At 46.8% G+C, this 21,669-nt stretch carries 23 protein-coding genes; 7 read left to right on the forward strand and 16 right to left on the reverse strand.

The genetic code is table 11. From position 1 onward, the window contains the following. The first annotated feature begins 372 nt into the window (after positions 1-372). Entirely contained in the window at positions 373-1,314 is a 942-nt protein-coding gene (locus QT987_RS23900) for a phosphate ABC transporter substrate-binding protein (RefSeq protein WP_333245196.1), read from the forward strand. Positions 1,315-1,698: 384 nt separating this feature from the next. After that, a complete protein-coding gene (locus tag QT987_RS23905) occupies positions 1,699-2,337 on the forward strand; it encodes a lysophospholipid acyltransferase family protein (RefSeq protein WP_333245199.1) in 639 nt (212 codons plus the stop codon). 109 nt (positions 2,338-2,446) lie between these two features. Here the strand turns inward: QT987_RS23905 and QT987_RS23910 are convergent, their stop codons facing one another. The 12 genes from QT987_RS23910 to QT987_RS23965 form a co-directional block, all read right to left on the reverse strand. Next, positions 2,447-2,986, reverse strand: coding sequence for a GAF domain-containing protein (locus tag QT987_RS23910; protein WP_333245202.1), 540 nt, complete (start codon positions 2,984-2,986; stop codon positions 2,447-2,449). Between the two features lie 180 nt (positions 2,987-3,166). Then, positions 3,167-3,757, reverse strand: coding sequence for a YdcF family protein (locus tag QT987_RS23915; protein WP_333057390.1), 591 nt, complete (start codon positions 3,755-3,757; stop codon positions 3,167-3,169). 719 nt (positions 3,758-4,476) lie between these two features. Next, positions 4,477-5,307: a GUN4 domain-containing protein gene (locus QT987_RS23920; protein ID WP_333245205.1), complete on the reverse strand. Its 831-nt coding sequence runs from the start codon at positions 5,305-5,307 to the stop codon at positions 4,477-4,479. A gap of 150 nt (positions 5,308-5,457) precedes the next feature. Next, positions 5,458-6,600, reverse strand: coding sequence for a hybrid sensor histidine kinase/response regulator (locus QT987_RS23925; RefSeq protein WP_333245208.1), 1,143 nt, complete (start codon positions 6,598-6,600; stop codon positions 5,458-5,460). Positions 6,601-6,751: 151 nt separating this feature from the next. Further along, positions 6,752-9,412 (reverse strand): GAF domain-containing protein, encoded by a 2,661-nt coding sequence (locus QT987_RS23930; RefSeq protein ID WP_333245210.1) that lies wholly within the window; start codon positions 9,410-9,412, stop codon positions 6,752-6,754. A 582-nt stretch (positions 9,413-9,994) separates the two neighbouring features. Then, positions 9,995-11,128, reverse strand: a complete 1,134-nt coding sequence (locus QT987_RS23935; protein ID WP_333245213.1) for a glycosyltransferase — start codon at positions 11,126-11,128, stop codon at positions 9,995-9,997. A 10-nt stretch (positions 11,129-11,138) separates the two neighbouring features. Then, positions 11,139-11,777, reverse strand: coding sequence for a DUF4291 domain-containing protein (locus QT987_RS23940; protein WP_333245215.1), 639 nt, complete (start codon positions 11,775-11,777; stop codon positions 11,139-11,141). A gap of 78 nt (positions 11,778-11,855) precedes the next feature. After that, positions 11,856-12,098, reverse strand: coding sequence for a hypothetical protein (locus QT987_RS23945; RefSeq protein ID WP_333245218.1), 243 nt, complete (start codon positions 12,096-12,098; stop codon positions 11,856-11,858). Positions 12,099-12,329: 231 nt separating this feature from the next. After that, positions 12,330-13,478, reverse strand: a complete 1,149-nt coding sequence (locus QT987_RS23950) for an NAD-dependent epimerase/dehydratase family protein (protein WP_333057384.1) — start codon at positions 13,476-13,478, stop codon at positions 12,330-12,332. A 111-nt stretch (positions 13,479-13,589) separates the two neighbouring features. Beyond that, positions 13,590-14,180, reverse strand: coding sequence for a chromophore lyase CpcT/CpeT (locus tag QT987_RS23955; RefSeq protein WP_333245221.1), 591 nt, complete (start codon positions 14,178-14,180; stop codon positions 13,590-13,592). A gap of 120 nt (positions 14,181-14,300) precedes the next feature. After that, on the reverse strand, positions 14,301-14,837 hold the full coding sequence (locus QT987_RS23960; RefSeq protein ID WP_333245224.1) for a Uma2 family endonuclease: 537 nt from the start codon (positions 14,835-14,837) through the stop codon (positions 14,301-14,303). A 125-nt stretch (positions 14,838-14,962) separates the two neighbouring features. Then, on the reverse strand, positions 14,963-15,175 hold the full coding sequence (locus QT987_RS23965) for a helix-turn-helix transcriptional regulator (protein ID WP_333245227.1): 213 nt from the start codon (positions 15,173-15,175) through the stop codon (positions 14,963-14,965). 135 nt (positions 15,176-15,310) lie between these two features. On the opposite strand from QT987_RS23965, the gene QT987_RS23970 reads away from it, so the two are divergent. The 3 genes from QT987_RS23970 to QT987_RS23980 all read left to right on the forward strand — a co-directional run bounded on the left by QT987_RS23970 (position 15,311) and on the right by QT987_RS23980 (position 16,346). Continuing rightward, positions 15,311-15,529 carry a hypothetical protein gene (locus QT987_RS23970; protein ID WP_333245230.1) on the forward strand — a complete coding sequence of 73 codons (219 nt, stop codon included), beginning with the start codon at positions 15,311-15,313 and terminating at the stop codon, positions 15,527-15,529. A gap of 125 nt (positions 15,530-15,654) precedes the next feature. Further along, positions 15,655-15,975 carry a hypothetical protein gene (locus QT987_RS23975; RefSeq protein ID WP_333245232.1) on the forward strand — a complete coding sequence of 107 codons (321 nt, stop codon included), beginning with the start codon at positions 15,655-15,657 and terminating at the stop codon, positions 15,973-15,975. A gap of 29 nt (positions 15,976-16,004) precedes the next feature. Continuing rightward, positions 16,005-16,346 carry an HNH endonuclease gene (locus QT987_RS23980; protein WP_333245235.1) on the forward strand — a complete coding sequence of 114 codons (342 nt, stop codon included), beginning with the start codon at positions 16,005-16,007 and terminating at the stop codon, positions 16,344-16,346. A gap of 152 nt (positions 16,347-16,498) precedes the next feature. Here the strand turns inward: QT987_RS23980 and petL are convergent, their stop codons facing one another. After that, entirely contained in the window at positions 16,499-16,600 is a 102-nt protein-coding gene (gene petL / locus QT987_RS23985) for a cytochrome b6-f complex subunit PetL (RefSeq protein ID WP_006633742.1), read from the reverse strand. Between the two features lie 517 nt (positions 16,601-17,117). Here petL and aroB point away from each other — a divergent pair. Continuing rightward, positions 17,118-18,212: a 3-dehydroquinate synthase gene (gene aroB, locus QT987_RS23990; RefSeq protein ID WP_333245238.1), complete on the forward strand. Its 1,095-nt coding sequence runs from the start codon at positions 17,118-17,120 to the stop codon at positions 18,210-18,212. A gap of 96 nt (positions 18,213-18,308) precedes the next feature. Here the strand turns inward: aroB and QT987_RS23995 are convergent, their stop codons facing one another. After that, positions 18,309-19,079 (reverse strand): tetratricopeptide repeat protein, encoded by a 771-nt coding sequence (locus QT987_RS23995; RefSeq protein ID WP_333057377.1) that lies wholly within the window; start codon positions 19,077-19,079, stop codon positions 18,309-18,311. A 191-nt stretch (positions 19,080-19,270) separates the two neighbouring features. On the opposite strand from QT987_RS23995, the gene QT987_RS24000 reads away from it, so the two are divergent. Continuing rightward, a complete protein-coding gene (locus tag QT987_RS24000) occupies positions 19,271-20,107 on the forward strand; it encodes a stomatin-like protein (RefSeq protein WP_333057376.1) in 837 nt (278 codons plus the stop codon). Here QT987_RS24000 and folP read toward each other — a convergent pair. Both folP and QT987_RS24010 read right to left on the reverse strand, forming a co-directional pair. Next, positions 20,098-20,967: a dihydropteroate synthase gene (gene folP / locus QT987_RS24005; RefSeq protein WP_333245241.1), complete on the reverse strand. Its 870-nt coding sequence runs from the start codon at positions 20,965-20,967 to the stop codon at positions 20,098-20,100. The genes QT987_RS24000 and folP overlap by 10 nt on opposite strands. 102 nt (positions 20,968-21,069) lie before the next feature. After that, a complete protein-coding gene (locus QT987_RS24010) occupies positions 21,070-21,630 on the reverse strand; it encodes a Uma2 family endonuclease (protein WP_333245244.1) in 561 nt (186 codons plus the stop codon). Between the last annotated feature and the right edge of the window lie 39 nt (positions 21,631-21,669).

Below are 21,669 nucleotides of genomic sequence, written 5' to 3' on the forward strand. Positions count from 1 at the left end.
GCTGATGGTAGCCAAACAGAGATAAGTTCGACTGGATGATCCAAGAATCCCTGCGCCTTTAGGCAAGGGAGTGTCAAAAAACCGATATGCAAAATATGAAAGATATGGCCGAGATTAACGAAGCCCTCTGAGCCATATCCAAAGTCAACAACGACCTCAGTATCGATTCAGCTCGATCGCAATTTGAGCAAGCCAAAAACGCCGTCCACGGCCGCAACCTCAAACAGCAAGCTTTAGCAGAAATATCTGAGAACCCCCAAGAAAGACTTCAGGCAGAATTAGAAAATATGACCTTAGACGATGAAGTTAATCGCAGGCTACAAATGTTAGACGACTCCAACAACAAAGAACTTCCCAGCTAAGGACAATTTTATGGCTAAGAGCGGGCCTCCCCCCATAGTTTTTATCCTGTTATTTCTCTTGCTAGCCGGTGGTGGCTGGTTCTTTTTTCTCAACAAACCAGCGTCGCAAGATGTTAGTAACAATCCCCCCACTCCCACACCCGCAGGCGATGTCGTCCCACTTCCCGTCGCGCCAGTAGTCGGCGGTGCTTCGCCTGTTGCAGCTAGTTCCTTTGCACTTCCAGCTTCCGTACCTGCGGGCACGACTGTCAGGATTCAAGGTTCTACCAGTATGGTGACAATCAACCTCAACCTTAAGAATGGCTTTCAAGCGAAGTTTCCTGGCACTAGAGTTGATTCCAAAGCTAACGGTTCTGCAAAGGGAATTCAAGATTTGCTCGCAGGAACAGCCGATATTGCTGCGGTATCGCAGCCTTTGACGGCTCAAGAACAAGGTCAGGGTTTGGCAGCGGTGCCTGTTGCTCTAGATACGATCGCCCTTGTAGTCGGCATTAACAACCCCTTCAAAGGAGGTTTAACCTCGGCTCAAGTTCAAGATATTTTCAAGGGAAATGCTCAAGACTGGTCGAAAGTCGGCGGCCCTGCAGGCTCGATTAAAGTGATAAATCGACCCGCAGTTAGCGGCACTCACCAAACGTTTAAAGAACAAGTGCTCGGAGGTGGCGAGTTTGGTACGACGGCAAATATTAGTACGCTCGATCGAGATGCAACAACTCCTCTGCTGCAAGCTTTAGGCAATAACGGTATTGGCTATGCGACTTTCGCTCAAGTAGCCAATCAGAGAACAGTGCGCGTTGTTCCCGTCAACGGTGCGACGCCGGATGCGGGTAACTATCCTTACAAGCGGCCGTTGTACTACGCCTACAAAAATCCTCCCAGCCAAGCAGTTAAGGATTTCTTGGGCTACGCAATTTCTTCGGAAGGACAGAAAGCTATGCTGGCCGGAAATTGAGCCTTTGCAAAGAATTCGCCCGAATAAATTCGGGCGCTACACAAGCTTGCAAAGCGGTTTCAACCGCCAAACCATCTAACAGCACGACACGCATAAACACGGATACACTGATGATAGGATCGCGAATTAAATAATTTACACTCTTGAAAGTGGGTTGGGCTCTTATAGCCCGCCCTTTCTGGACGGGCGGGACGCCCATCCCACAAGAACCATCAAAATTCTAAGTTATTTAATTCTCATTCCATAGTCAACTTAGCCAATTAGCTAAACAGTCCGATCGCTCGACCTATCCGTGTATCCGTGTCAAAATCCGTGTAGTGCTACTTTTTTGATTCCTGAACTGATAGGCTAATATTCGATGTAATTTAAAATCTAAGGTTTTCTGTGAGCAAAAGTCGCGAACCAGTCGAAAGTTTACTTCTCTACTATTTATTCAAATGGTCAATTGTCAGCCCGATGCTGCACCTGTACTTTCGGGGCCGCATCTACGGTGCAGAAAATGTTCCGACAGAAGGGCCGCTGGTGGTAGTCAGCAATCACGCCAGCGATTTTGACCCGCCGATTTTGTCTAATTGCATGAGGCGACCGGTCGCATTTATGGCAAAGGAAGAGTTATTTAAAGTTCCTATTTTGAAGCAGGCAATTACGCTTTACGGTGCTTATCCAGTCAAGCGGGAAAGTGCCGATCGCAGTGCAATTCGATCCGCTATCAACTCTTTGGAAAATGGATGGGCGACGGGTGTATTTTTGCAGGGAACTCGCACGCCAGACGGCAGAATTACTGAACCGAAATTAGGTGCGGCGCTGATAGCTGCTAAGGCAAAAGCGCCGCTCTTACCTGTTAGTTTGTGGGGAACTCACGCGATTTCGTCGAAAGGTTCGGGAATGCCGCGTCCGGTGCCGCTGACGGTGCGAATTGGCAAGCTAATTGAAGCGCCCGGTTCCTCGGATCGCGAGGAGTTGCAAGCGTTGACTCAAAGATGTGCGATCGAGATCAATGCGATGCACGATTTGGGGCGCTGATTTGCTTGGAGGATGTTTTGTATAACTTACGAAGAAAGCTGGTTTGATAGATAAAAAACATCGTTACAGGTTTGTAGTGAGAACGAAGACTCCTCGTTACAAACCTATTTTATTGCGCTTGTACGATGCCTCTGACATAAGCGACAGCTAAAGGGGAAATTTTTTCTGTAACTGTTGCGATAACTTGGCGATCGAAGTCAGTCCAAACTCTGGGGCGATCGAACATACAAGGCTGCAAAACCCCCCACAATAAGCCGTCAGCACAAAGGTGAGCGTGGATCAAAGCTCGATGTCCGAACTCTTTGGCTTCAAAATCTTTGTTGACAACTTCAGGATTCGCTGTTTCAACATCCTCAACAAAAATCGACGGTTCAGTTCGCAAAGCTGCTGCAAACAAAGGGTCTTCTTCCCCTAAAGATTCGGGTTCTTTTTTCCATTCCGCGTCGCCAATCTCTGGAAAGTTCGAGTTGCGACGCCAGCAGTAAGGTACTCTGCCTCTTTGCGTTTCAGGATTGCGGAGGTAGAGAAAGACCCGATCGCAATTTAACACCTCGCCTAAAGCCGGCACCAAAGCCGAAAAAACAGCATCCGGCGTTTTGCTGTCACTCAAAATTTTATCCAGAACTTGCGGCAGAATTTGCTCGGTCATTAACTTTAGCTTTTGAATTTCATCTATTAATTTTAAACTACTCCTTCTCTTCTCTTCTCTTCTCTTCTTTTACGCATTTGTCATCAGTGTCTTCGCGTTTCGTTAAATCGCTAGAGGAGACAAGTTTTAAAACCAGAGGGAATGGAAAAAATTTAAAACTTGCTCAATGCTTTCCTTTGTTTATTCCATTCTGGCTGGGCTGAAGTTAGCACCCGTATAACCGGTTGTCAGCCAAAGAATAGCCCTAGCGCCGTCGCGAACAGCTTTTTGCATCGGTTCGGGGGTTCGCCCAGACGGAACTGCCACAGGCTTAAAGGTAATGCCTCGACTACCGAGTACGATTTCGCCGATAATCTGAGCTCGCCGCATATGATCGTCAGAAGTGATCAGATACACGCTCTCAATCCCTCTAGCTTTCAATTCATCTACCAGGGTGGTAAAATTTGTTACCGTATCCACCGCTCTGTAGTCTAAGTGCAGGCGATCGGACTCAATTCCCGCTTCTGAAAATACCCATTCCGCGAACTCAGGATTGCTCCCAGACGACACCCAAATTGGCAATTCAGGGTGATCCTGAGCAAATTTGGCGGCAAACACCTCTCGCTCAGTAGCCCCACCTAGAACTAACAAAGCTTGGGGTCTCTGAAATTCGCTCTTAACCTGCTGATAGCCCAACCAACACGCCATCAAAAGTCCTACTAGGAACCAAAAACTGCGTGAAGTGTTCAAACGCTTGTAACGCTGCGTGTTTGAATTGATTCTTAACCACATCTAAACCTATAAAAATTTTATGTAACTGACAAAGGAACCATAACAAAAAATACCGCACCTATAGCCCACTAACAGGAATTAAAAATTAAAAATTAAAAAAGGGTCGGCGGATCATAGGATTTTAGATTTTAGATTTTAGATTTTAGATTTTAGATTTTAGATTGACTCTACGCTTGTGGTGCGGCTTCAATGGGGGATTTTAGATTTTAGCTTTCAGATTTTATACCAATCGCCTTGGCGGTTGGTATAAAATCTGGGAGCCAATTCCTTAGCGGATATGCAAAAAAGAGGGGCAAAACTTAAGCTTTCCCCTCCTGCTGTTAATTTTTCTTGATTTTTAACGGGACTGGCCGGGTTCGAACCGGCGACCTAGCGCTTCAGATTTGTGTGAGTTTCCCCACTCTCTGGACTATACCTTCACCATATGCTTGCAGCTTTTAGGTGGTGACCGTCTAGTCTCTAAACCTTCCTGATTTCCATATAGGCGATTGTTTAATCGCCCTGAACTCAGGCTTGGCTTGGTATTGCCTTAGAGTCATAGGAACCCATAAACTCTTTAGGTTTCACCAAATTTGACCACATTCACTCCTAGAGTTTCCTCGCAGGGTGCCCGATTCTTCAGGAGGCGCTTGCTCTATCCATCTGAGCCACAGCCCCAGTTGCTAAACCGTTTTGATTATAGCAGTTAATGTCGATTTTGAATTTTTTATTTTGGATGATTAGCGATCGCCAGTTGGCAGTTTCGCAGCGATGCGGGCCAAGTTTTCTGCTGCGGTGAGTTTACCAGCACCGTAACAGGCGCGCTGTCTCCATGCGGTGACGGGGAGATGTCCGGGGGGAGCATCTTCGTTGAAGGAGAGCTCACTGTAATATTTCCAATTTTCCTTGACTCGCCAGCCGACTCGATCGCAAAATTCAGTATAATTTGCCCCGGTACTTTCCCAAATCTGCTGCTGCACGCTCAACCCGAACCGCCCGCTGCTGTATTGTTGCCAAAGTTGGTCGATCGTGCGAAGGTCTGTAGGAGGAAAACTGTCAATATCGGCTGCACTCAGCCAGCCTTCGTCTTCTCTGACAGCGATTTGCAGCAAGATTTCCCAAGTGTGTTCATCAGCTTTGCGCCATTTTCCAGTTTCTAATAGCTTTGTCAGTTGGCGGTAGTCCATCCCCACTTCCGAGATAGCCGCAGTTGAGTCAGGTATGGCGCCGATTTTGTCTTCTAGTCGCAGTAGAGTGCTGACAATCAATTCGGGGTTTAGTTGCTCGAGGCGGTACAGAACCCCTTCTAACTGAGATTGAATGTATGTGCGGGCGATCGCACCTTGCTGCACTTCCCCCTGCAACTCATCAAATTTAGCTAACCAATTTTGTTGATTGCGGGCCAATTCCCACATTTGTTTGGCCCACTGCAATCTAACTTGTTCTTTTTTTAAATAAGTTTTGGAAGGCTTAGCACGTTGCGGGTAGGGAGTCAAATCCCAGCCGCAAATCGAGCAAAACTCTGCTTTTTCTTCTATGTATTCAGCACCGCACACTGGACAGTTAGACATATTGCCATCAATTCGGTTGCCAAGTAATTATATGACATCTGGTAAATTAACCATAATTCGATTAGCTACACACTTTGCAACCTACAATTACAGTTTATCTGTACTAATGTTCGCTTTTCGCACCCCAAACTTAGAGTTAATTATACCGCTCTAACAAGGCAAGCGAATAGTAAACAAACTGCCTTGGCCCAACTCTGATTTTACCTCGATCGTCCCGCGGTGAGCTTCGACTATTTGGCGGCAGAGGTGTAGTCCCAAACCTGTACTGGACTTCTTATGAGTTCCCGAGCTAAACCTTTCAAATAACTTTGCTTGTTCGGTGGGAGAAATGCCGGCACCGGTGTCTTTGATGTCTATAATTACCCATGCCAGCGGTTGGTTTTTGAAGCTAGTATAAGCAGGGGAATTAGCAGCTTTTAAGCTGACATCTATTGAGCCGTTGTCGGTGAATTTAATTGCATTTCCGATTAAATTTGTCAGCAAACGGTGTAGCTCCAGACGATCGCCCGGATACTTCGCAATCGGTGCACTTTCTGCACTTTCTGTCAAGTCTAAATTTACCGACAAACCTTTAGCATCCGCTAGGGGAGCTAGTTCTTCAGCTACCTCAGTAATAAGCTGGCGCAAGTCCACGGCCGCGAAACTTAGGGATTTGCGGCCTGCTTCGTAGCGATATACTTCCAGCAACATATTTACCATCGCGATCAGGTTTTTGTTGCTGCGAACCATCGTCCCGAAAGCCTCGCGCATGGGAAGGGAAATTTCTCCCAAAGCTCCCTGCTGCATTAAAGTTAGCATTCGATCGGCTGCTACCAGGGGTGTTCGCAAGTCGTGAGCGAGTCGGGAGACAAAATCTTCGCGCTGGAGGGCGATCGAATTGCGCTCGTCTACGCTGTGTTTTAGCCGCAGGAGCGATCGAACCCTCGCCAGCAGTTCATCCATTTCCACTGGTTTGCGGATGAAATCGTCTGCTCCCATGTCCAATCCCTGCACTACGCTGGCACTGTCGTGAGCAGTGATCAGCAAAATCGGCATAAAGGGCAATTCCTTATTTTCTCGGATTCGTTTAGTGACTTCGTAACCATCCATTCCCGGCATCATCACGTCTAGCAGTACCAAATCCGGGGGTGACTTGTCAATTTGACTCAAGGCCGAAAAGCCGTTTTCTGCCGTGCTAATTTCGTAACCTTCTTCTTCCAGGATTGTCTGCACCAACAAAACATTATCTGGTGCGTCATCTACAACCAGAATCCGATCGGCTTTTGTGGCATTGGGAACAGATAAATAACTCATTTAATTGCTAGCCTGGAAATATTTTTTCAACTTTAATATGGTATCCAACCTATGATTTCACATTTTTACACTTGTTAACTCTGTCATAAGGAATATCTCACAACTTTATCAAATCTTTTTACTTTTTATCAGTCGGATGTAATATAATCTACTACTTAGTTGTCATCGTATGCACACCGTCCCAATCATCGGGCGGGGGTACTTCCAAATAGCTCAGGGATCGGTCGAGGTGAACTTCCACAGGTCGATCGCTGGGTCGCATTGCTAAAGCCGCTTCAAAATAACTAATAGCTTTCTGAAAATTTCTAGCAATATAAGCATCCCTACCGTTACTATAAAGTTCCAAAAACCGAAGGGTTTCCCCATCCATGGGTTCAGAACTATTTTGCAGCAACTCGTAAATACCCACTGGCTGATTTTTGCCCTTAACTCGCACCTTGTCTAACTCTCGCACCCAAATTCCTTCTCGACACAAACTGTATGTAAATTCGCTCAAAATTATATCGCATCCGTACTCCTTTGTAAGCTGTTCCAATCGCGAACTCAAATTCACCGCATCCCCAATTACCGTGTAATCCATGCGCTTTTGGGAACCAATATTTCCCGAAACCACCTCTCCGGAACTAATTCCAATTCCGAAGCGAAATGGATCTTCGCCGGGGCGAGAATCATTAAACTCTTTCAAACGCCGGCGCATATCTAAAGCCGACTGCACCGCCATCCAACCGTGGCTTTCCGGGGGATTCAGCGGCAGGGGCGCGCCGAACACGGCCATTAAAGCATCGCCGATAAACTTGTCTAAAGTGCCTTCGTAGTGGAAAACGGCCTCCACCATCGTCTCAAAATATTGGTTCAGCAGGGATACCACATCGGAGGCTCCCAAATTTTCGGTCAGCGTGGTGTAGCCACGAATGTCGGAAAATAAAATAGTCACTTCTTTGCGTTCGCCCACCATCAGGGCGCCTTCACCCAAGGCCATCACTTTATCTACGACTCCAGGAGTCAGGTAGCGGTACATCGTATTTTTCATCCGCTTTTCGTGGCTGATGTCTTCGAGTACCACTAAACCGCCGCGCACGCCGCCCTCTGGATTGATCAGCGGGTTGACAGTCAAATTCAAACTACGTTCAATTAGTTTAATTCGAGAGGCGGGGATGGGCAGCGGACAATAAGGGTGATACAGGGCAGAATTTCGCAGCGCAAATAGAGATTGGGCATTAGCTAATTCTGCCAGCGCTACTTCCTCAGTCCACGCGCTGTTTTCGCCCCAAGCGTAATATAAATTAGGGTCAGTGCGATCGGGCACGGCCAAAATATAACTTTCTTCTTGTTCTTCTTCTTCTTTTTGTTGGGAATTTAGCGTTTTTTCTACCAACAGTCCCACCGTTAAACTTTGTTCGGGAACGTAATGTCTGGCAGCATGGTTGAGACTGTCTTCGAGTCGAAATTGCAAATTTTCGATCGGCACAACTTCCCAAACATAGCGATTCACCAGTTTATCTTCCCAAATCTGGGGATTGTGTTTGCTTTTAGCTTGATTTACCGGACAGCCCAACAATTCTAGGGCTGCTTCGTTGATAGTTACAACTCGCCCCTGTAAATCGGTGGAAATTACTGCATCTGAAAGACTTTGCAGCATATCTTTTTGATACTGCTTTTCCACCATCACGTTTTGAAACAGTTGAGAATTTTGCAGCGCCATTCCCGCTTGGGAATTAAACGCTCGCAAAAACTCTTCGTCGGAAGGGGTGAAACTACCTTGGTTCTTATTAATTAGCTGAGTCACCCCGATCAGCTCACCTTTAGCGTTATGCACCGGCATACACAAGACAGTCCGAGTGCGGTATCCCGTTTGCCCGTCTGTAGAGGGGTCAAAGCGGGGATCGTCGTAAGCATCTGTAATATTTAGAGGTTGACCGGTCGAAGCCACGTAGCCAGCAATTCCCTTATTAGCAGGAATGCGGAGATCAACCATCGTTTTGCCGTCAGCCTTGGCGACTTTTGTCCAAAGTTCGTTGGTTTCCCGATTTAACAAAAATAGCGTGCTGCGATCGGCCTGCATCAAGTCGCGAGCTTGATCCATGACAGAGCGCAAAGTTGTTTCCAAGTCAAGACTTTGACCCAAAGTAGTGGTGGCTCTCAACAGTGCGGCAACCCCTCGCTGGTTGCGGGCGACGACGTAGAAAGACTGACAGCTTTCGAGAATAATCCCGATCGAATCTGCAAAAGCCTGGAACTGCTGTTCGTCTTCCTCGCTAAAGGGGGCATCGCCAGCTTTATTTAACAGTCTGACCACCGCTACGGGTTCATGTTGGCTCTTGCTGCTAAAAATCGGCATACAGAGGATGGTCTCGATGTGGTAGCCCGGTGGTTCGTCTACTTCGGTATTAAAATACTCGTGCGATCGAGCTTCGGCGACATTGATCGATTTTCCGGTTGTTGCTACGTAGCCTAAAATGCCTGCATCCATCGGCAATCGCACTTCTACATCTTCGCCCGTAAGTGGATCGACTGTTTTGTGCCACAGTTGATTTTTGTTGGAGTCAACCAAAAAAATTGTTGTCCGGTCTGCTTGCAAAATTTGACCAATTTTCACAGTGAAGGCATCTAAAAGTTGCTCTAAGAGACTTTCGAGTGCTTCATTGTTAATCAGGTCCATCGCCCGGATAAATTGCTGAAATTCAGCCGTGATAAAGTCCAGCAGGCACACTAATTCAGGAACTGGCAGGCTCTTAACACGGGAGGTCAATGCCCCCATAAAATTGACTTGAGTCAGTGTAGCCAGAACGCTACCAGTATTGGAGAATGTCATGATTAACTGCTTGCTCAGAGGGGTAGACTGACCGCAGGTCGATCTGCGCGAGATTCGGCGGCGGTGCAAACTCTTGAATTTGTTTGCAAGCGCATCGGCACTCGCTTGTCGCTTTGATGAATCGTGAGTTCAAAAGTGGCGCACGCAACTTCAGTTTGCTTGTTATGTATGCTCGATCGATCTTTTTTCCAACCTCGATACTGATGAGGGTTCGTCAATTCAAGCTGAACTGGAGTTCGCAAAACAGAAGGCCTGAAAATTAGGTGACAGGCTTTAGTTCGATCGACAGTGCAATGTAGATTTGACGTTCTGTGCTCGGCCCCAGCGCGCGGTGTTACTGTTTTAGCGCACTCGGCGACCGTATCCGGTCAGGTAAAGGGCGCTATGAAAGCAGCGCGCAAGGCATTCCTACAGAGCTTACTCATAGTTTAATGGTAAACGCAACAGCAGGATAGCGACGGTAATTTATGCAGCAAAAAAGTTCGATCGGTCTTTGAAAACATCCATCCTCATTACCAACTGACGATCGAACAGCGAAGCTAAACTGTCGGTGAGGTTTAAAGCTGGTACAGATGCTGACATTTAGGCAGCTCTGGGCATGGACTGGGCAAACACCACTGATTGATAGTATCGCTGGAGTTGTGCGGCGGCCGCGGCCCAACCCCAGCGTTCAGCTTCTCGGCGAGCGTTATGGCGCAAGGTTTCCCGTTCTTCGGGATTGGCAAACAGACGCTTGGTGGCCGCGAGTGCTCCTTCTTCATCGGCGGGGTCAAATAAATATCCGTTAACACCGTCGGTGACAATATCGGGAATTCCGCCGCTGCGCGCCGCCACTACGGGCGTCCCCGCAGCCATTGCTTCTAGGAGCACTAAGCCCAGAGTTTCGGTGCGGGAGGGAAAAATGAAGGCGTCGGCCGATGCGTAAGCTGTTGCGAGTTCTTGCCCCTTGAGGTAGCCGACAAAATTGGTGGGTGTACCGGCAAAATATTGTTCCAGGGTTTGCCGATGCGGGCCGTCTCCCACTAAGGCGAGGCGGGCGTCGGGAATTGCTGCGAGGACTGGTTTGATGCGTTCGATTTCTTTTTCTGCACCGAGGCGGCCGACGTACAGCAGCAGGGGACTGTCTGGGTTATTTTCAGAAAGGCGCGATCGCATTTCTCGACTTGCCAATTCCGGGACAAACATTTCAGTATCTACGCCCCGCTGCCATAAATCTACCCGCTCAATGCCGTGGGTTCTCAATTCTTCCACCATTGCTGTAGAAGTACACAAATTCAGTTCTGCTTGGTTGTGAGCACCTTTGAGCAATTCCCACAATAAAGGTTCGAGGACTCCAAAACCGTAATGGTGCAAATATTTCGGCAAATGCGTGTGGTAAGAAGCCAAAATTGGAATGTTGAACTTTTTCCCGTAATATATACCGCCCAATCCCAAAATAGCGGGATTGACAACATGAATAATATCCGGTTTAAACTGCTCTAATTGGCGACCGACAGCCGGAGAAGGAAGTGCCATTTTCAATTCCGGGTACATCGGCAAAGGCAAGCCCTCCACACCGTAAACTCGGGCGCCTTTGTATTCTTTAATCCCGTAATCTGGAGAAAATATCAGAACTTGTTCGCCCGCGCGCTGCAAGTGATCTACAGTGTGAATCAGGCGCGTCACAATGCCATCTATTTTTGGCAGAAATGTTTCAGTGAACAGAGCAATTTTCATAGTAAATTGTTTAGGAAACCGATAATCGTAGTTTCTGGGAGATGTCAGGGTCGGTAACAGGATACAATGTCTCGCAGGGGGTAAGTAATTGCGAGCTATAGCCTCCTTTATATTGATGCTGTTGCTGCACGAATTCTGAAATATCCTCGATGTTAACAATCCATTCTCGCGCGTAACTGGCTAAAACACTGCCGCGCAAACCCAGTTGAATTGCCCGCCGTTCCAGTTTTGCTCCACTTGGGTGATAATCCGGGTCCCATTGCAGCCGTACAGCCGAATTTTTAACAGCTTGTTGCCATAATTTTTCGCTGCCATACACGGCTGGAACGAACTTAGAATAGACAGCGGATGCTAAAATTTCATCAAAAGCCGATCGCTTCAGCCAAATAGCCAGAATTACTTCTTGTCCGGGTTTTGTTCCCCATTCCGATCGATACATCATCCATAGAAAATTGGGCTTAATCCAACTCATGCGATTCAGACTAAATTCCCCACCGAAATAACCTTGTTCCGCTGCAAAAAGACCGATCGCCGGACGGTAAGCTTGGTACACTACAACGGTATTTTCGTCAAATTGTGCCAGAATGTGACGACCTGTTTTCGGCCATTTACTTGCCTGGTTTAAGTATGGTTCGGTTCGCAGATTCATTGCCACTAATTACGATCGAGATTTTTCTGGGGGCAACATACAAATTCCGTGAATTCCGCTCGATCCAATTATCCCACCTCAAAGCAATCCCACACCTTCGGCAAAGCAATTAATTCTGTGAATTTCCTGTGCAGTTTTAGCAATTAATATTTCCCTTTCCCCAGCAGCCGGCGATTCTCTAACTCGGCGGTGATTTTGATTACTCGCCGTTAGTGCCGCCCATTCCGGTATTAAATAATAAGAACGAACTGCACTCGCTGAAAATCCCGGCAGGACAACAAAAAGCAACAGAATAATCGTGCGAATTTCTACAGACAGCATTTATTCCCAAAAAGCCAGCAGTAAAAACCTAATGGAATTTTTTAATTAACCGCAGAGGACACAGAGGACACAGAGAAAGAGATAAAAAAGATAGATTATCGTAATATACAGCAAACTCCCTTCAGAACTTGCGAACCCTTCTCCTCTCTTCCCTTCTTTTCTCTTACTTCGCGCCCTTCGCGCCTTCGCGGTTCGTTAAAAAGCTCTTTCCCCGCAGATAGAGGCCAGAACTTACTTCCAAGAAACCTTCGGCAAAATCTGATTTTTATCGACACGGTGCTGATATTTTGTAGCAAAATTCAGCAGAGAATCGAGCAGGGAATCTGAGAGATAGTGCGGTTGCAAACCGAGGTCTAGCAAATTGGTGTTTTTGGCATTGAAATAATGTTCTTCTTTCTCGACTCTGGGATTTTCGATGTTGTTGATTTCTACTTTTAATCCCATTGCCATGCCTGCTTTTTGCACCAAGGAGGCTAAATCGCCGACGCTGAATTGTTCGGTGAATTGGTTGAAGACGCGGAATTGTCCGGCTTCGGCGGGGTTGGCTAGAGCCAATTCCACGCACCGCACGGTATCCCGAATGTCTAAGAAGCTGCGGGTTTGTCCGCCACTGCCGTAAACGGTCAAAGGATGACCGATCGCAGCTTGGATGCAAAATCTGTTCAATGCTGTCCCGAATACTCCGTCGTAGTCCAAACGGTTGATCAACAGTTCGTCCATGCCGGTTTCATCTGTGAGCACGCCGTAGACTACGCCCTGATTTAAGTCGGTGGCTCTTAAACCCCAGATTTTGCAAGCAAAATGGATGTTGTGGGAGTCGTGGACTTTTGACAGGTGGTAGAAACTGCCTGGTTGTTTGGGATAGGGTAGTGTATCCTTGCGACCGTTGTGTTCGATCGTGATGTAGCCTTCTTCAATGTCAATATTCGGCGTGCCGTATTCGCCCATTGTCCCTAATTTCACTAGGTGACAATCGGGGAAGTCTTCGCGGATGGCGTACAGCAGGTTGAGTGTCCCGACGACGTTATTGACTTGGGTGAGGACTGCGTGTTCGCGATCGATCATTGAGAAAGGTGCCGAACGCTGTTCGCCAAAATGGACGATCGCCTCTGGTGCAAATTTTCTCATGCTTTTGCTGAGAAAATCGTAGTTGGTGATGTCACCGACGAACAAGTCGATCGACTTGCCCGTTAAATCTTGCCATCGCTGGAGTCTTTGCTGAATCGGTGCGATGGGAGTGAGGGTGTCGCTGCACAGTTCCAGATCCCAGTGCCGCCTCACGAAGCTGTCGAGGATGCCAACTTCGTAACCTTTGTTAGAAAGGTAGAGTGCGGTTGCCCAACCGCAATAGCCATCGCCACCAATAACCAGGACTTTCATAAATCAACGGTGAATCTTGCTTGCCAATACTGGGTTAATGTACCAGGTATTGGTGCATTCTGAACCTTTAATAAGCGCGTGTTCGCCCAGGAAGGACTCTGTTTTTTTGGATTAACCCGGAATTTCGTCGGCGAAACTGGCCCGGCGGGTGAATTCAAAGGGGCCAGCCTGGGCTCCCCAGACGTGGGCGTCGGTTTCTGGGTCGCGCCCGCGATCGTGGCTAATAAATTTGTCTTGGTCAATCTCGAATTCGCTGTCTAGATAGGTTTTTTTGCCCTTTCTGACCACCATGCAGCCTTTTCCGGGTTCGACAGACCCTTTGAAGCTGTTGCCCGTCCACTGCGTAATAAAGGTGCAGCCGGGAAGTAGAGTCAGTTGTTCTTTTTTGATTTCTTGCAGCCGTTGCGGGTCGCGGGCAGCGCCGTAGAATTGTTCTTCGTTTTCTATGGCATAATTTTCGATGTCGATTCGATCGCCCACCGGGACTAATTTCACAACTCGGACTCGGTACGGTACATTCAGTTCAATATCGTAGGCTTGTTCTAGATACAAGCTGATCCCATCCAGAACTTCGATCGGCAAAGGCCTCATGCAGACGCGGATGTGGGCGAAGAAGGGCGGGTTTTCAAAGGCTTGGGCTTGGTTGCTGAAATCGGCGGCCATCCAGCGGGCGAGGGTGACGATATCTGTGGAATGAGACATATCGATTTTCGATTTTAGATTTTAGATTTTGGATTGGGGGAGTAGAAGTTATTTTAGGGGAAAGGGCGCATCAGACGAAATTCTGCGACAATTATTCAGAGTTTGAGTGTTAAAAACCCCCTATGGTCGCCGCGTCATTGCCATCACAGCATCAACAGTAAGCTCGGGTACAATACTTAAAGTTGGTAAAATGTCTGCTCCCGAACAAACTAGGGGTAGGTTATCGCCCTGCCATACCCAAACTTGTTGGCGAGATAAATCTATTAACCATGCTAATTGCGTTCCATTGCTAAGGCAAAGGAGAATCTTATTCTGCAAATCTAAAGTGCTTTGATTTGGCGATCGAATTTCAATCAACCAATCTGGCGCTCCATCAAACGGCCCGTCTTCATCAGGAAGCCGATCGCACGCTACGATCGCGATATCTGGCACTGGTGAATGGGGAGGTACCAAGCAGCGCAATTCTGGGACTGCTTCAAATCTATCGGTACGATCGTTTATATAGTTAACCAAGTTGTTTTGCAGTCGCGAGTGAAACAGAGTTGGCATAGTTTTTTGAACTGCCCGCCCTGCAATCAATTCCCATGCGGGCGAAGACTCAATATTTGGTTGAGCGAGAAACTCTTCTAGTGAATGTGTTGCAATGGAATGAACCATGTTTTTTTACCGGACTTCACTGTGCTTGTCACGCGCAAAACTCTACTGCATTATACTGCAAAATCAATGTCTTTTCTTCTGACAACTCTCGAATCTTTAGTCGAACTCGCCTCATTGGTGCGCCCTCAATCTTCCAAAACCTCAACCAAATCTTCCATCGTCACGTCGAAAGCACGGGCAATTTTGTAGACAGCAGAAAGATCGACTGTGTTTAAAGCATCGCGCTGAACGTAGCTTCTGACAGTGTTGTAATTAACTCCGGATCGATCGGCAACTTGCTTTAGTGTCCAACCCTTTTGCTCAGCTAGTTCTCGAATCCGCAGTCTAACGTATCCCATGTTTTAACTTGACATTGATGCGTATGCAACATATGATATCTATGTACACTGAAAACGATCGCCCTCCTAGCCTCGAAAACTTAAGGGCGATCGCATTCTCTACCAAACCCCGCAAACGCGGGGAAAGATGATTCTATGATACCAACATCAAGGCCCAAATTAAACACTCATCCCTGGTGTATCGTGTGGCAATTACCAAATATGCAGCGATTGGTGGTTGCTCGGTTCCACCGCCGGGGCGATGCGGAGGGATACATACAGATTTTACGGCGGTTGTTGCCGACTACTAAACACGCGATCGTTTTTGATACGACAGGGGCTGAGAAATTGCCACAAGTGCGATCGACTCAATGAGATTGAATGTTTTAATTAATCAGGAGCGATCGAATTTTATAACAAGTGCGATCGCTCCTTCATTAAATCCACTTAACAACGGATAAGCTACAATATTTCAAGAGTATCTGAGAGCTTCGATCCCTATGAATACTCAATTAATGGTAAAACCTTCTTCTTTGATGCCCCAAGGCATCAAAATGGTAGAATTTGGGAATATTTACTTATTCAGATTTACCGACGATCTCCAATCTCGCATGGAAGAACTGCTAGAGAGAAAAAGACTAGATTTGTTAGCTGTCGATGAAATTCCAGAATTAGCTGGCATCATGGAACTCTCCCGAATTTTTACCTTGATTAACGCCCAACTTTCCACTCAAGCTAAATGGTGTCCGATCGCACTCGACAATTTATACGACAACGAGCTAGATATCTCTGCGAATACTGCCACTCTCCCGAATATCTAAGCCCAGAGCGCTTTACCATAGATCATCTCATGCCCAAATCTATCGGCGGATCTGATGACAGTGAAAATTTAGCATTAGCTTGCCGTCGCTCCAACGAACGCCACTACAATTTTACCAACGGAATTGACCAGGAAACTCAGCAAGAATGTTTATTATTTAATCCTCGTCAGCAGCAGTGGTCAGAACATTTTATCTGGACTGCAGATGGTCTAAATATTGTCCCTAAAACTCCCATAGGTCGAGCAACTTGCAATCGGCTTGACCTTAATGATGAACGTTATGATCAAGAGGATTCGATTCGGCGATCGCGCAGGTTTTGGGTAGAAGGTGGTTGGCATCCACCTGCTGAAGATGCTCGTCAATTAGAATAAGCACGATCGTTCAACCCAAAAGTTTTATGAAATCAAGCACTTGCCAGATCGATCTACAGATAAAACTAGAGATTTTTCGCGCAAATACTTCGCCCAAACGATACTGTTACCAGAGGTTTTAAACCTCTGGTAACAGTATCTAAAGTAGCAAATTAGATGAGTTTGACAGCCCGCAGACCAAACATCAGCACTGTCGCCAAGCCAATCATGCCGCCAAAAATCCCAAAATAAGTTATTGCTCCGCTAAGAGTCATTGCAATTTCTCCACAACAATCAATAAAAAGACATTTGACACTCCCCAGCCTTAATGGGTGGGGATTCTTGGTTCACTGATACACCTTAAAACTCTCTATCCTTTCGGCACTACTTAAACCAAAAACCCGGTCAATAGAACTAAGTTTCGAGTCTAATTTAGAGGAGTCCCAGCGGGCTTATCTCCGCAAGCTTTAGAGGATTGCTCCCCTTGTTTCCGTATGCCCTACGGTACAACTTGAATATCAAGTATTTGATTTTGCCCTTTAACGGGTGCTCATTGGCTACCCTAGCTCTGTTTATCGTGGTTATCGCCATCCACTACGCATTACTACTTCCTATCCTGTCAAGTGGGGACACCCCAGATTTATATTGTCTTGTGATAGCGGTTTTTCAGCCTGTGCTATTTCTAGTATGCCATACTAGAGCGACACTATATCGACATTAATCCGTCGAAGTGACGGGGTTTTCAACCCAATTTTCTGATAATCTAAAATCTAATATCTAAATTAGATAAATATGCAATCCATAATTAAAGTTGACTTGGGGCCACAATCTTACAATGTTTGCGTGCGATCGGGCGGTTTAGACCAACTCGGCAGTCTGATGGGCGATCTAAGTTTGGGCAAAAAAGTTCTGCTGGTGTCGAATCAGTCGATTTTTCGGCAGTACGGCGAAAGAGCAACCGCAGCCCTCGAATCAGCCGGTTTGGAAGTCAGTAGCTGCATTTTACCACCGGGAGAACAGTACAAAACTTTAAATTCGGTGCAGAAGATTTACGGTGCGGCTTTGGCAAACCGTTTAGAACGTTCCTCGACAATGGTGGCTTTGGGCGGCGGGGTGGTTGGCGATATGACGGGTTTTGCGGCCGCGACTTGGCTGCGGGGAATTAATGTCGTGCAGGTTCCGACTTCGCTGCTGGCGATGGTTGATGCTTCTATTGGCGGCAAAACGGGGGTAAATCATCCTTTAGGGAAGAATTTAATCGGGGCTTTTCACCAGCCACGTTTGGTTTTGATTGACCCGGATGTACTCAAAACTCTGCCGGCGAGGGAGTTTCGTTCGGCGATGGCGGAAGTCATCAAGTACGGGGTGATTTGGGATGCTGAACTTTTCGGGAAGTTGGAGAATTGCAAGCGTTTGGATCAAATGCGCTATGTGAAGGCGGATTTGTTGGCTGAAATTTTGAGCAGGTCTTGCCAAGCTAAGGCTGAGGTGGTTAGCAAAGATGAGAAGGAATCGGGTTTGCGGGCGATTTTGAATTACGGGCACACCATTGGTCATGCTGTGGAAAGTTTGACCAATTACAAGGTGATCAATCACGGGGAAGGAGTGGCTATCGGCATGGCTGCGTCAAGCCGATTGGCTGTGGAGTTGGGAATGTGGGATGCTGAGTGCGATCGCCGCCAGTCTGCTTTAATTGAAAAAGCGGGTTTACCTGCCAAATTGCCGGCGGGTGTGGATGTTGAGGAAATTTTGCATACTTTGCAACTGGACAAGAAGGTGCAGGATGGCAAGGTGCGGTTTGTGCTGCCGGTGCGCTTGGGTGAGGCTGCTGTGAGCGATCGGGTGGATGGGGATTTGATTATACAAGTTTTGAAGGAAATGCTTTAGATTCTCGTTTTTGGGGGTGTTTAACCGCCGCTGAACGCTGATTCACGCCGATCGCCCAAGATGTTTTTTCTTTCAATCGGCGATCGGCGGTTGAGTTTAGGATTCGCTGGATCGCGAATTAATTTCCTCCAAGATTTTCTCTACTCTGTTAGCAGCTTGAGTTCTACCTTGCTTGATAAATAACTCCTTAGCTTTTTTGAGGCTGGCTACCGCCTCCGCTTGGTTTTCCTTGTCTCCTTGCTGGTACAAACCGACTCCTAAATTGTTTAAAGCATCGGGATATCGATCGTTAATTTTAACGGCTTGTCTCCACTGAACAATTGCCTCGGGCAACTGCCCCTGACTTGCCATCGCCACGCCTAAATCGTTGTGAGCTTTGGCGTGCTTCGGGTTGACTTCAATTGCTTTTTGGAATAGAACGATCGCCTCGCTCATTTTACCTTGCCCCGACAGCATAGTTCCCAACTTGTAATAAGCATCCGCTTCTTTGGGATAGCGAGCGATTAGTTGTCGGTACAAAGCTTCGGCATTGACAGCGTTTCCTTGACCGTAAAGGTCGTTGGCAGTTCTCAAACCCACGGTGTAGCCTTTACCTACAACTTGGCACTTTTTCTCGGAGTTGCCTTCCTGCTTGCAAATCCTGAGTTCGTCTCCCTTCATCTCGTAGGACATAACTTCCCGAACAGCAGGGCCTCGGCGCGGGGGCTGCAAGTTCTGCGACTGCAAGTTTTGCGAGAGTTGCAGGGCGATTGTCTCAGCCCCGGCCGGTTCGGCCACTGCGACACTCCAGATTCCTGCACCCACCAAAATGCTTGGGGCAATCCACCTCAAAGGTTTTAACCAGGGAAACTCTCGATCGTTTTTCATGTCTTTTGTCGAAACGTGTTGTTGATATCCTGGGTTTCACTAGGGCCGTAAGAGTCGGAGCCGATGGGGCCCACCCGATGAAATAGTTAGTTATTAACAGTCGAGATATTTTAGCACTGCGGGGCCGAGTTTGAGTTAAATTAGAGTAGAATTTCGATCGATTCTCAGTCAACCTTAGCAGGAAAATAGAAATGGGGCAGTCTATTCTTACCATGCTCTTTGCGCTCATCCTCGGCTACGCTGTTAACTCAAGCGTCAAAATAGTCAGCGGTGGCGACGAAGCTTTAGTGGAACGTTTGGGTCAATACAAGCGCACCCTCAAGCCAGGATTCCACTTTATCAGTCCCCTGGTCGAAAAAGTCGTCTGCGTGGACACAACCCGTGAAAGAGTTTTAGATATTAAACCTCAGTCAGCAATCACGGGAGATAATGTGGCTCTCGAAGTCGATGCCGTGGTGTATTGGCGGGTTGTGACTTTAGAGAAAGCTTATTATGGAATCGATCAAATTGAAAATGCGATCGCCAACTTAGTTTTAACCACGTTTCGCGCTGAAATTGGTCGATTGCCAATGCAAGACATCTTGGGTTCCCGAGATGACATGAATAAAAAGTTACTCAAGAAGTTAGACGAAGCTACTCAACCTTGGGGCGTCAAAGTAATTCGCGTAGAAATTCAAAGCATTACACCTCCGAAAAGGGTGCAAGAAGCTATGGAATTGGAGCGCGCCACTAAGAGCGAGTGGCAAGCAATGGTCAATAAGGCGATCGGCACTAAGGAGTATATGAGGCTCTTAGTTGAAGCTTTAGACTCCCATCCCAATAGCAAGCAAGTTTTGAATTACTTAGTAACAGAAAAATACTTGGATGCTCAACAAAAATTGGGCGAAAGCGACAATGCCAAAATTCTGTTTATGGACCCCAGGAGCATGACGGAAGCTTTGGGCGAGCTGATGGGTTCTATGCCCGATGTGATTCATTCTGAGGGCGGGGAAATGAAAGTTATTGATACTCCCACTTCTCAAGACTGATTTCTGAAGATAGCGTCGGCAACCAGACAAACATCGTGCATTTCTCTGACATCGTGAACTCGCAAGATATCTGCCAAATTTGCGATCGCACCTGTACAAGCCGCCGCTGTCCCCCAAACTCTTTGTTTGGCTTCTGGCTGATTCAAAATGTGACCGATGAAGCTTTTTCGCGATACTCCGACTAAAATCGGACAGTTTAAAACACGGAATTTTCGCAAATCTCGCAGAATTTCTAAGTTTTGACTGTAAGTCTTGGCAAAGCCAATACCAGGGTCGAGAATTATTTGAGATTTGTCAATCCCCGCCGCAACTGCTGCCGCAATTCGACTCTCGAAAAATTCCCCAATTTCCCCCATTAAATCCCGATAATCTGTCAGTTGTTGCATCGTCTGGGGAGTACCCCGAATGTGCATCAAAATTATTGGCACTTTTAACTGAGCAACCGTTGACAGCATTTCTGAATCAAAAGTAGCTCCCGAAATATCGTTAATTATATCCGCTCCCGCCTCAACCGCAGCTTTTGCAACCTGCGCTCTGGTAGTATCTACCGAAATAGGAACTGAGCCAAAAATATCGGCTTTTTGTCGCAGTATTTGTACTACAGGTATAACGCGATCGATCTCATCTCCTAATGATATTTCCACTGCACCGGGCCGAGTAGATTGACCGCCAATATCAATAATATCAACTCCACATTTTACCATGTTTTCCGCTTGCGCCAAAGCAGATTCTATGGTATTGAAATCTCCGCCGTCACTAAAACTGTCAGGGGTTACGTTCAAAACGCCCATTAAATAAGTGCGTTTTCCCCACTCGAAAACTTTATTTCTAATGGTAATTTTTTCTGGGTTATTTGTCATAAATTATACTTTTTGGCAGGCGGGACAACCGTCTCACAATAATTTCATCTTGAGAGTGTTGGGTTTCGTTCCTCAACCCAACCTACACTATCAACTTTTAATTCAACCAAAACTCAACCAGCTAAAAACAGTATCAACTGTCAATTCTAATTCAATTTTATCAATTATTGGCAACCGAGCTGCACCTTTGTACAGTTCTACTTTTTGTCCTGGAAATACTGCCAAAATACTCTCTTCTTCTGGATCTAGTAACCACCCCAACTCAGTGCCGTTTCGCGAACAGTGGAGTAAGTTACTCAGCACTTTTGTTTGGCTTTGGTTTGGAGACAGAATTTCTATCGACCAGTCAGGATTAATGTCAAAGCGGTTAGCAATTCTACCCGACGGCAAAAAAGGAATTCTTTCCCATCGGAATACTGCTACATCTGGCACGATTGATGCGCTGCCAAAAGTGCAGCGCAACTCGGGAAAAGCATTGGCAATTTTCCGAGTTTTCGCTACTTGATTGATAGTCTTGCAGAGTTCACCTTGAAGTACGCTGTGTTCACCTTGAGGCATCGGCTTCTGAATGATTTCTCCCTCAAGAAATTCTGAGGCCGGTTCAGTTTCAGGAAGTTTGAGGAACTCGTCTAAGGCGGGTTTGGGTTTAACGATCGCAGTCATAGGTTAATTCTCCCGATCCGAGAAACACTGAACGGCACA

Source organism: Microcoleus sp. SVA1B4 (assembly GCF_036700545.1).
In the GTDB taxonomy this organism is placed as follows: Bacteria; Cyanobacteriota; Cyanobacteriia; order Cyanobacteriales; family Microcoleaceae; genus Microcoleus.

Bases quoted from the DNA above. Each gene is read 5' to 3' on its own strand.
- QT987_RS23915 (WP_333057390.1), bottom strand. From the start codon at position 3,757: ATGTGGTTAAGAATCAATTCAAACACGCAGCGTTACAAGCGTTTGAAC.
- QT987_RS23975 (WP_333245232.1), top strand. From the start codon at position 15,655: ATGAATACTCAATTAATGGTAAAACCTTCTTCTTTGATGCCCCAAGGC.
- aroB (WP_333245238.1), top strand. From the start codon at position 17,118: ATGCAATCCATAATTAAAGTTGACTTGGGGCCACAATCTTACAATGTT.
- QT987_RS23970 (WP_333245230.1), top strand. From the start codon at position 15,311: ATGATACCAACATCAAGGCCCAAATTAAACACTCATCCCTGGTGTATC.
- QT987_RS23900 (WP_333245196.1), top strand. From the start codon at position 373: ATGGCTAAGAGCGGGCCTCCCCCCATAGTTTTTATCCTGTTATTTCTC.
- petL (WP_006633742.1), bottom strand. From the start codon at position 16,600: ATGACTCTTAGCGGAGCAATAACTTATTTTGGGATTTTTGGCGGCATG.
- QT987_RS24010 (WP_333245244.1), bottom strand. From the start codon at position 21,630: ATGACTGCGATCGTTAAACCCAAACCCGCCTTAGACGAGTTCCTCAAA.
- QT987_RS23920 (WP_333245205.1), bottom strand. From the start codon at position 5,307: ATGTCTAACTGTCCAGTGTGCGGTGCTGAATACATAGAAGAAAAAGCA.
- QT987_RS23935 (WP_333245213.1), bottom strand. From the start codon at position 11,128: ATGAAAATTGCTCTGTTCACTGAAACATTTCTGCCAAAAATAGATGGC.
- QT987_RS23925 (WP_333245208.1), bottom strand. From the start codon at position 6,600: ATGAGTTATTTATCTGTTCCCAATGCCACAAAAGCCGATCGGATTCTG.
- QT987_RS23940 (WP_333245215.1), bottom strand. From the start codon at position 11,777: ATGAATCTGCGAACCGAACCATACTTAAACCAGGCAAGTAAATGGCCG.
- QT987_RS23955 (WP_333245221.1), bottom strand. From the start codon at position 14,180: ATGTCTCATTCCACAGATATCGTCACCCTCGCCCGCTGGATGGCCGCC.
- QT987_RS23980 (WP_333245235.1), top strand. From the start codon at position 16,005: ATGCCCAAATCTATCGGCGGATCTGATGACAGTGAAAATTTAGCATTA.
- QT987_RS24000 (WP_333057376.1), top strand. From the start codon at position 19,271: ATGGGGCAGTCTATTCTTACCATGCTCTTTGCGCTCATCCTCGGCTAC.
- QT987_RS23995 (WP_333057377.1), bottom strand. From the start codon at position 19,079: ATGAAAAACGATCGAGAGTTTCCCTGGTTAAAACCTTTGAGGTGGATT.
- QT987_RS23960 (WP_333245224.1), bottom strand. From the start codon at position 14,837: ATGGTTCATTCCATTGCAACACATTCACTAGAAGAGTTTCTCGCTCAA.
- QT987_RS23930 (WP_333245210.1), bottom strand. From the start codon at position 9,412: ATGACATTCTCCAATACTGGTAGCGTTCTGGCTACACTGACTCAAGTC.
- QT987_RS23945 (WP_333245218.1), bottom strand. From the start codon at position 12,098: ATGCTGTCTGTAGAAATTCGCACGATTATTCTGTTGCTTTTTGTTGTC.
- QT987_RS23910 (WP_333245202.1), bottom strand. From the start codon at position 2,986: ATGACCGAGCAAATTCTGCCGCAAGTTCTGGATAAAATTTTGAGTGAC.
- QT987_RS23965 (WP_333245227.1), bottom strand. From the start codon at position 15,175: ATGGGATACGTTAGACTGCGGATTCGAGAACTAGCTGAGCAAAAGGGT.
- folP (WP_333245241.1), bottom strand. From the start codon at position 20,967: ATGACAAATAACCCAGAAAAAATTACCATTAGAAATAAAGTTTTCGAG.
- QT987_RS23950 (WP_333057384.1), bottom strand. From the start codon at position 13,478: ATGAAAGTCCTGGTTATTGGTGGCGATGGCTATTGCGGTTGGGCAACC.